Origin of the sequence: Nostocoides sp., assembly GCF_035343835.1 — a bacterium.
Lineage (GTDB): Bacteria > Actinomycetota > Actinomycetes > Actinomycetales > Dermatophilaceae > Nostocoides_A > Nostocoides_A vanveenii.
Map to the genome: position 1 here is coordinate 1 of NZ_DAOQZV010000116.1, position 9,770 is coordinate 9,770.

Sequence of the window (9,770 nt, forward strand, 5' to 3'; positions counted from 1 at the left end):
GATGCTCGCCGTGACAGCGACATCGACCTCATGGTCGACCTGGTGCCGGGGCGGGCCAACGAGTTGCTTCGGCTCTCGGGCCTGGCCGAGGAGCTGAGTTCGTTGCAGGGTCGGCGCGTTGACGTTGTGAGTGAGTCCTTCTTGCGGGACGAGGTCTGATAGCGCGACAGGACGCGGTGCCGTGTGAGTCGATCCGACCCCGAGCGCGCTTCGCCGCCGGCAGCCGCCGCCAGTCGCCGATCAAGCGTGACGAGCGTCGCGCCCAACACCTCCGCCAGGGCCACATATGCCGCATCCAGCTCGCGAACCGTGTGCCGTAGTTCCCAGGCTCTCCCGAGGAGTCCCCGATGGGCGTACCGCCCGCTCCAGCCACTGCGTGACCGTCGGGTGGGCGGCCAGTCGCTCGATTTCACGGCGCAGGTACCCCGGCACCGAGAGTCCGGCCTCAGCCGCCCATCGGGCGAGGGCGTCATAGACCTCGTCCTCGACGTCACGGATCTGATGCCTTGCGGCATAAGTGCCGATGACATACAGATCTTCACCTAGTGGGTCCGACCACCACCCGGGGAGCGGACGACTTTAACCGCCCCGGGGACGGCCCTCCCCATGCCTATCGCCAGCCGGCATACACCGTGGTGTCGGCCGTGATCGCGAACTTGGCCACGCGGGTCGTCAGCGACGCATCGGTGTACCAGCCAGTGAAGGTGTAGCCGGAGCGGGCGGTGCTGAAGTTCCCAAGGTCGATCACCCGGCCGTCGGCATACGTTCGGGGCGCCAAGACCTGGCCACCGCCGGTGTTGAACCGCAACTGACGCCGCAGCAGCGTCGCCCGGACCGGCAGCGAGTTCGACAAGACGGTGCCGCTCTTCAGCGCCAGCGCGTAGCTGCCCGCGGCGGTCACCGTGAGAACACGTCCGCGCACGTTCAGGCCGGCCCCGGACGGGATCCACGCCGATGTGCGCAGGGGGAAGGGCTGCTTGTACTGATCCTTCGCCACCACAGGCAGCTTGGTGAGATCGACAGTGGCCGACCCGCCCTTTGTCAGCGTCACGGTCAAGACCTTCAACGGATCCGCGATCACGATGGAGGCGAGCTTCCGCTTCGGCCGCGCCGTGACCGCGATCCAGGGCGAGTAGACGCCGTCGACGACAGCCCGCACGTGGAAGGTCCCAGCGACCGTGAAGGTGACTTTGTTGTCGACCACCTTGATTCCGAAGGACGGCAACTCCTGCGCCTGCCAGGTCACCGGGCGATCGACCTGCAGACCGGTGGTGTCGCTGAGAACGGGGGTCAGCGGACCGCTGATCGTCAGTTCGGGATCCCCCACATAGCCCGTCAGCGCCCCGGTCACCGCGATCGACCCGACGAAGGGCTTGAGGGTGACGGTCACGGGGACGACCGCGGTGCTCACCAGATCGGCGTTGGTCGTGGCCGGACCGCTCTGGTCGCCCGAGGTGTAGAGGCCGTCCTCGATCAGGTACTTCAGATACACCGTGCCGGGGGTGCCACCGGCATCCAGCGTCGTGGTCCCGGTTATGGGGTTGGTCCTGAGCTGGGCAACGGGACTGGTCGGGGCCGGCGCACCCGTGGCGTCAAGGACGATCCAATGACCGCGCACCGGGTTGAAGCCGTAGTAGTCGACGTAGTACCGGTTGAGTCCGCGCAGGGGGAGGTCGTCGGTGAACAGCTGATCGTCGGGTGTCAGCGTGATCGCTCGCTGCTGCGTTGTGGACACCCGCTCCAGCGGATAGAGCGGCGTGATCGCGGCGACGTTCGACGCGATCGTTGTGCTCGTGCCACTGAGCACACCACCGGTCAAGGACATCGGCCGCACGCTGATCAGCCGGTCCATCATCTGGGTGTAGTTGTAGGTCATCGTGTCGCCGAAGAGCTTGCGGAAATTGACCTCCGACTCGGCGGTGGCGCGCGTCCCCGTCCGGTCGATGGCCGCCCAGTCGAGCCCGGAACCGTGGGTGGCCTCATACCCCGCGACGTTGCGGTTCTGGTAACGAGCCTGGAGATTGTCGGCGGCGTACGCGGCACCGGCCGGGTTCTCCCCGAAGGTGGTCAAGGTCTGATCCAGGACGTTGACCTGGTACTGGTAGTAGCCGACCACCTTGACCTGGTATTGCAGCGCGACTGGGTAGTCGTACTTGGCGAGGAAGGTCGACTTGGTGGTCGACTGGCTGATCAATGCCCCCGTATGCGGTGGCAGCGCCATCGACACCGCGCCGGTGGCCGAGGTGGACGTGCTACTCGTCGTCGAGTTCGTCGTCGACTGGCCGAACAGCTCCGTGGCGTTCAGCGCGAGCTTGATCGTCTCCTTGCCGCCGCCGATCAGGCCGCTCAGCGGCGTGGTGAGCTCGGTGGTGTATTCGATCGCCTGGGTGTGGCTGTACTGCTCGGTCGAGGTCACCGAATTCACGATCTCTTGCGCGGTCGACTGCTGCAGCGACTGGCTGGCCTGCACCGGGACGCTCGACGCGTTCTGCACGCCGCCGGAGTAGGAGACATCGGCAGCGCCGGTGGTGACCTTGTTGTCGGGTCCCGGTGCCGCGGAGGTCATCTGCCCGCCCGCATTGAGATAGCCCAGCTTGAAGTCGTAGTAGATCACCGCGATCCCGACCTTCCCGCCCAGCGATCCCTTGGCCGACTTCAGCTGGTAGAAGACGCTCTGGGTCGCGGTGTTGCCGGTCAGGTCGCTATTGGTACCGAGCCCGGCGGGGAGGGCCAGGCTGCTGCGGATCTGCTGGTCGGCGGCGGCGAGACTGGCGGCCTCGGTGACCGGGCCGCTGACCCACGGCATGGTTCCGGTGGCACCGTCACCCGCGAGCCAACCGCTGTCCTCGCGGGACTTGGCCGAGAAGTAGATGGTGCGGGCGAGGTCGCCCCACAAGGTGGCCAGGGAGTTGGCACCGGCCCCGGGCACCGGCGTGGTCAGCACCTGGCGCAAGAACGTCGACGGCTCGGAGATGTCGCGCGCCTGCGTGCCGTAGACGTCGTAGTACTGGTGGCTGCCGACGCTCAGCAAGGCTGCCGAGCCATACGGCTGGTATGCCCCGTCGTCGGCTTGGGCGGCGGGCGGCACGGCAGTGGCCAGCAGGGCCGCGACCACCGCACCAGCCAGCGCAATGGTCGAGGGGCGACGGCTCACGAAACGCTTCACGATGTCTCAATCCTGGGATGACCCGGAACGCTGGGCAGGCGTCCGCGCTCAAGGCGACGCGCGGCGATAGTCACCCCACACCCCCGATCAGGTGGTCGGCATCGTAGAGATTGCGTATGCGGGTTGCCCTCGGCTCAGAGTCCGGGCGCCTCGGTTGCTCCGCCCGTATGCATGTAGCGCGCCAACGCCGTGCGTCCGCTCAGACCTAGCCGCGCATAGATATGAGTCAGGTGCGTGGTGACAGTCCGTGTGCTCACGAACAGCCGGTCGGCGATCTCGGGGTTGCTCAGCCCCTCTGCCACCAGGAGCGCCACTTCCCGTTCCCGCTCGGTCAGTTCCCCCGGTCGGCCGGGCGCGCTGGCCCGTCGGCGAGGGCCGCGCAGGAGGCGACGGCCCCGTTCGGCCGCCTCGTGCGCACCCATCCTTGCCAGCTCCGAAGCAGCGCTCTCGACGCGGGCGGACGCGTCAGCGTCGAGCCGGCCGGCCAACCCCAGATCGGCCCATTCGAGCCACCCGGCCGCCGCTGGCAGCGCCAGTCCCAGCTCCTCCAAGCGGAGGCTGCTCGCCTGGAGTAGCCCAGCGGCTTCCTGATCCCCCGCGAGAATCAACCGCAACCCCTCGAGCCGATCGATCACGGCCTCGACCCACGGCATCGGCTCGGGCAGGGCACGCAGGGCAGCCACTTGCGCCGCAAGCGCGTGGCGGTCCCCCAACCCGAAATGCGCGGAACCCGCCAGCATGCTTGCGTGGAACCAATGGCCGCGGCGCGGGTTGCCCACGGCATCGAGGGCAGACAACACGTCGGCCAGGCGTCCTTGACGCAGCGCGATGTGGGCGGCCAACTCGCCGGCCCCCACATTCAGGTGCAACAGACTGGCGTTCTCGTTGTCATAACAGCCGAGAAACTCCTCCTGGCACGCGAGCGCCAGACGCGTATCGCCGACATACGCGTGGATCAGCCCACGGACCAAGAACCCCTTGGCCAACACTGAGCGGCTGCCCAGTCGTGAGCCGATGGCCAAAATGGCGTCCGCGTGCGCTAAGCCACCGGCAATGTCGCCCGCCATGACCTGCAGGAACGCGGCCAAGGAGCGATGGTCTGCCTCGACCGCTTCCAGTTCAGCGTCCGCCGCCGATGAAATCGCGACGGCGATAGCGTCGCGAGCCCCGACGTCCATCGCGACCACCTGCGCCGTTTCGAGCGACACCGCTGCCTGTCCCACGAGCCGAGGGTCACCGCTGGTCGCCGCGAGCCGGCAGGCCTGGCGCGCTTGGTCGAGCATCTGGGCCCATCGGCCGTCGCGGGCGGCCGCATCCGTGAGCACAATGAGCCTGGCAACCCCTGCCGCTGGGAGACCGGTGCGCCGCCACAGGGCGTCCAGGTCGGCGACCGCAACGTCCTGGGCAGGGGTGGGCATCGGAGCCCGACCGGCGAAGAGCCCCCGGGTGAGCGTCACGGCATCGCGGATCGTCCCGGCGGCCGCTGGGTCCGTCTTGACCAACGCCGCCGCTTCCTCGATGTGCCCGCTCGCAGCGGCGAACAGGCTCTCCTGCCACTCCACCTCGGCCAACTCTCGAAGCCGGTCAGCCCGCCGCCCGACGTCCACCATCGGAGTGGCCAGGACGGACGCCGACCACGCCGCCACCGCGTCCGACCGGTGCCCGCCGGCGTGCAGGCCCCGAGCACGTGCCTCATGCAGCCCTGCCATCTGGTCGTATGCCGCGAGCGCCGCCGCGCGCCTGATGCCTACCTCGGCGAGGGTCACCGCTTCGCGCCACGACCGCGCTGTCAGCGCCCCATCGACCCCTCGGCGGAGCAACTCGAACGCGTCGATGTCGGACAACGGCCAGCCCTCGCACAACGCCGAGCCGCCGTCCGGCACGCCCGAGGCAATGGCGTCGCTGAGCGACGCACGGTTGACAGCCGCACGCAACTCCTGAAGGCGTTGCGGGCCCAATGCCTGGGCGACCAGGCGCTGCAGAAGCGGGACGGTCCCGCGGACCGCATGACCCTCGGGCCTCAAGTCCTCACGCACCAGCCCACGGTCCGCCAGCACCTGAAGCGCCGCCTCCATTGCCGCCGGTCCCCGGCAGCAGACGCGGCACAGCGCTGTGGCCGGGACTTCTCCATCGCCGGCGGACAGCAGCTCGACGGCGCACCGCGCCACCTCGTCAACCCCCGTTAGCATCGCGACCAGCATCGGCTCGGCGCCGGCCGGCACCGTCAGATCGTCGACGGGCCCGAGCAGCCAAACGCCGGCCCGCTGCGCCAGGACGCCGCGGCGGCGCAACTCGGCGACCAGGAGCCGAACCAGCCCCGGGGAACCGCCGCTCAACCCATGGGCCAAGGTCGTCAGGCTCTCTGGTGGCGGACCGGACAGGATGCCGGCGAGCTGAGCGGCCACCTCGGACCGGGTCAGTGGACGCAGGTCGACGCGGGTCCCGGGCTGCAGGCGAGCGGCATACGTGCTGAGGGAGATGACTCCGGCCGGGTGCGTCGCGCCGTGGTCCGCCCGCAGGCCCAACACGAAGGCAATGCGGGGGCTTTGCCGATCGGTCATGACAAAGCTGAGGATCTCCAGCGACACCTCGTCGACATCCTGCAGATCGTCGATCACGACGAGAACTCGGCCCGTGGCAGCCACCCGCTGCACCACTTGCCGGATGGCACTCGCGAGCCGGGTGCGTTCCAGCCCGGGCTGGGTGGGCAGCTGGTGGGCGGCTGGCCTTGCGCCACCGATCAGCCGATGCAGATCGGGAATCCCATCGGTCAGCCGCGACGCTGATGGGGCCGTTCCTACCAGGTCCCGCAGCAGGTCGAGGATCGTTGCGTAGGGCATCGACCGGTGGGCGGACGAGCCCTCGGCGGCGGCCACGCGCCACCCCGCCGATCGAACGCCCGCCGCAATGCCATCGAGGAAGGTGGACGTGCCCCAGCCCGGGGGGCCCGAGACGAGCACGGCTTCGTGGTGCTGACTGACCACGCCGCGCACCACATCCGCCAACTGGCCCGCGCGCTCTCGATCAGAGCGCCCGGCTTCCTGCATCTGAGCTCCCTTGCCTGAACCGGTATTCGTCGGCCCATCTTCCTCCTCCTGAGACATGAGGGAAGACCGGACCTGGACCCGGGCGGCGGGGCGCGTCTGCAACGGCCCTGAGCGAATATCGCTGGCCTGCCCGGTCCGGGGTTTCAGGCAGGAGGTGCGTCAGCATCTGATGCATGCGCACCACGCTGACTATCGACGACGATGTGCTTGATGCCGCCCGTGAACGCGCAGGACGCGAGGGCCGCTCTGCCGGAGAAGTGCTCTCGGACATTGTCCGCGCGGCCCTGACCGCGACGTCCGATGGCCACCAGCGAAGTGCGACGGGCTTCGCCCTGCTGCCGTCGCGCCGACGCACCGTCAGCGACAGCCTGGTCGAGCGCCTCCGCGACGGGGACCACGAGTGACGCGTGCCCTCCTGGACGTCAACGTCGTCATTGCCCTGGTGGACCCCGACCACGTCGATCACGCCCGCGTTCACGAGTGGGCTCGTGACGGGTTGTCCAGCGGTTGGGCCTCGTGCGCAATCACCCAGAACGGCGTCGTGCGCATCCTGAGCCAGCCGGCCTACCCGGGGACTGTGACAGTGACCGAAGCAATCGCGCTCCTTTCCGCATCGATCGCGGACACGGATCATCAGTTCTGGGCGTGCGGCCTGAGCCTGGTCGACCCTGACGTTGTCACCCCGTCAGGCCTGTTGGGGCATCGGCAGGTGACCGAGACCTATCTGCTCGCCCTGGCCGTGCACCGAGGGGGGCGCTTCGTCACCCTTGACCGGTCGGTGCCTCTTATCGCTGTTCCTGGCGCCAGCGAGGAACACCTGACCGTGCTGTAACCGTCCGCGTCGGCATCGTGCCCCAGGAGCTGGACGGGCGCAGGCCAGTGACGCCGAGGGCGAGGGCCAGCCCCAAGATAAGGAACAGCGGATCCCATAGCCAGGCGTAGCCGATCATGCCTGCGCGGTCGTAGCCGCCGTCCGGTCGGATGGCCCCGCCCAGGACGAGATTCCCCACGACCGTGTTGACCCCGCCCCAGAGAATCATGGCCGAGGCACCCAGCCAGCACACGCGACGCCCCCAGACGCCGAGCCGCCCGATGCGCCAGTGCGCGAGAGGCAGAGCAGCAAAGCCGGCCTTGACGATGGCCACCGGAATCAACAGCCAGCGGTGGCCCTCGAACTGAGTCACCAGCCGTTCTCCCAGCGTGCTCAGCGCGGGTGACGGCGCGGTCGCGGGGGATCGGCATACGGTAAGAGTCGCCGAGGCAGTAGCGCAGCCGGTAGGGGCATCGACCCGGTCCGGACCCGAACGCCACCACCAGAGACTCGGCTCTCGTTCATGACAAATGTCATGGGGATGCGCCCTGGCGGCGCGCAAAACTGCGTTGAGCCGCCGGATCCAGCGGCAATCTTTCGGCCCGAAAGGCAATCCCGGACATGGTGGTTTCGAAACGCAGTCAACTCGCCGTCATCGCCTCCGCGGCCTCAGTTCTGGCCCTCGCGGCACCCGCAATGGCTAGCGCGTCCAACGCTCACAAGGTCGTCACGGCGGCGCCGTCGTGGACCGCGAGCCTCAGGACCACTGGGGCGCCGGTCGCATCCGCGCGGATGGACGTGTACGTCGTGCTCGCGCTGCGCGATCCCGCCGGCGCCGAGTCCCTTGCCGCGTCGGTCTCGAACCCCGGATCGGCCAGCTACCGCCATTTCGTCACCGCCGCGCAGTGGCGCCAACGCTTCGCGCCGACGTCTGAGCAGGCTGCCCAGGTGTCGAACTGGTTGCGGGCCAACGGGTTTTCGATCGACGAGGTCCCCTCCAACAACCGCTACATCCGGGCTAGCGCGCGCACTTCGGACATCGAGAGGGCCTTCGGCACCCGCCTCGGGACTTTTCGCCGCAACGGCCAGGCCGTCACCGCGCCAACCACGGCACTGTCCGTGCCCGCCGACCTCGCTGCTGTGGTCGCGGGCATCGGCGGCCTCGACACCTCCGCCATGGCGCACCCGATGAACGCGGGAGTCGAGCGCACCCAGGCCCGCGGCAGCGGCGACCCGGTGCCGCCCGGCCAGCTGCCGCCGCCGGAGCCCGTCTTCCGCAACTCGGGCCCCTGCTCCACCTACTTCGGCGAGAAGACGGCCACCTCCGTGATCAACTGGCAGGGCACCAAGCGGCCCTACGCCCCGTGCGGTTACAAGCCGGCGCAACTGCGCGGCGCATACGGGGTAGGGACTGGCGCGGGCAGTGGCAAGGGGGCACGGATCGCCATCACCGATGCCTTCGCCGCCCCCTATATCAAGGCTGATGCACAGGCGTATGCCCGCAAGAACGATCCGGGGCATCTGTGGCGGCCGGGGCAGCTGACCCAGGTCTTGCCCAAGAGCTACCACTACATCGACGAATGCGGCGGTGCCGGGTGGTACGGCGAGGAGACCCTGGATGTCGAGTCCGCCCACGCCCTCGCACCCGACGCCAATGTCGTCTACGTCGGCGGACGCAGCTGCATGGACGCCGACCTCGACGCCGCTATCGACAAGGTGGTCAACGGCGAACTCGCCGACATGGTCAGCAACTCCTGGGGCGAGACCGAGAGCGATGGCTCAGCGGTCGCCGATATGACCCACCAGACCGCCCTGCAGGCGGCAGCCCAGGGCATTTCGCTGCTCGTCTCCTCCGGTGACAACGGCGACGAGATCGCCAACACCGGGCGCCGGCAGGCCGACGCCCCGGCCAACGACCCCTTGTTCACGGCCGTCGGCGGGACGTCCCTGGGGGTCAACAAGACCAATGGTTATGGGTTCGAACAAGGCTGGGGCACGGGCAAATCCGTCCTAACGGACGGCAAGTGGGATCCGATGCCGCCCGCGTGGGTCTACGGCGCCGGCGGTGGCACCAGCCGCCTGTTCACTCAGCCGGTCTACCAGAAGGGCGTCGTCCCGGACACGATCGCCCACTACTTCGGCACCGCGAAGGCCATGCGCGCGGTCCCGGACATCGCCCTCGACGGTGATCCGCAGACCGGCTTCCTCATGGGCATGACGCAGACCTTCCCCGACGGGTCGCTGCGCTACTCGCAGTACCGCATTGGCGGCACGTCGCTCTCCTCGCCCCTCATGGCCGGCGTGACCGCCGACGCCATCTCGCTCAGCGGCGGCGCCAAGCTGGGATTCCTCAACCCCGCGATTTACGCGATGGCCGGCTCGAGCGCCGTGCGCGATGTCAACCACGGCCGGACCGTCGACACCGCCGTCGTCCGCGTCGACTACATCAACGGCTTCGATGCCGAGGACGGATTGCGCACGAGCCTGCGCACCTTCAACCAAACCGGCACGATCTACACCCGCCCGGGCTATGACGATGTCACCGGCGTTGGCACCCCCGCCGGCACCGCTTTCCTTCGGGCGCTCAGCCGTTGACGCCGCAGGACCGACGAGCGCGTCACCGTGGGACTCCCCGCGGTGGCGCGCTTGTCGTATGCCGCGCCCTGCCCACCCATTGCTGACCCCGCCTCGTCGGCGGGGGCGTGGCGGGCGCCACGGGGGGGGTCTTCGGCCTGGGCGGCATTGG

The 9,770-nt window shown here is 68.8% G+C and carries 7 protein-coding genes; 4 read left to right on the top strand and 3 right to left on the bottom strand.

Annotation, left to right across the window (positions count from 1 at the left end):
• On the top strand, positions 1 to 159 hold a 159-nt coding region (locus PKH97_RS09620; RefSeq protein WP_324387193.1), incomplete at its 5' end, for a nucleotidyltransferase domain-containing protein.
• Positions 160 to 610: 451 nt separating this feature from the next.
• On the opposite strand, the gene PKH97_RS09625 is transcribed toward PKH97_RS09620, so the two are convergent.
• Positions 611 to 3,166, bottom strand: a complete 2,556-nt coding sequence (locus PKH97_RS09625; RefSeq protein WP_324387188.1) for an InlB B-repeat-containing protein — start codon at positions 3,164 to 3,166, stop codon at positions 611 to 613.
• 134 nt (positions 3,167 to 3,300) lie between these two features.
• Positions 3,301 to 6,213, bottom strand: a complete 2,913-nt coding sequence (locus PKH97_RS09630) for an AAA family ATPase (RefSeq protein ID WP_324387189.1) — start codon at positions 6,211 to 6,213, stop codon at positions 3,301 to 3,303.
• Positions 6,214 to 6,386: 173 nt separating this feature from the next.
• Here PKH97_RS09630 and PKH97_RS09635 point away from each other — a divergent pair, with 173 nt between their 5' ends.
• Both PKH97_RS09635 and PKH97_RS09640 read left to right on the top strand, forming a co-directional pair.
• Positions 6,387 to 6,617 (top strand): hypothetical protein, encoded by a 231-nt coding sequence (locus PKH97_RS09635; protein ID WP_324387190.1) that lies wholly within the window; start codon positions 6,387 to 6,389, stop codon positions 6,615 to 6,617.
• A complete protein-coding gene (locus tag PKH97_RS09640) occupies positions 6,614 to 7,045 on the top strand; it encodes a TA system VapC family ribonuclease toxin (protein ID WP_324387191.1) in 432 nt (143 codons plus the stop codon). The genes PKH97_RS09635 and PKH97_RS09640 overlap by 4 nt, the downstream gene beginning before the upstream one ends.
• On the opposite strand, the gene PKH97_RS09645 is transcribed toward PKH97_RS09640, so the two are convergent.
• Entirely contained in the window at positions 6,999 to 7,397 is a 399-nt protein-coding gene (locus PKH97_RS09645; protein WP_324387192.1) for a hypothetical protein, read from the bottom strand. The genes PKH97_RS09640 and PKH97_RS09645 overlap by 47 nt on opposite strands.
• 323 nt (positions 7,398 to 7,720) lie before the next feature.
• On the opposite strand from PKH97_RS09645, the gene PKH97_RS09650 reads away from it, so the two are divergent.
• Positions 7,721 to 9,619, top strand: a complete 1,899-nt coding sequence (locus PKH97_RS09650) for a S53 family peptidase (RefSeq protein ID WP_324387194.1) — start codon at positions 7,721 to 7,723, stop codon at positions 9,617 to 9,619.
• Positions 9,620 to 9,770: the final 151 nt, after the last annotated feature.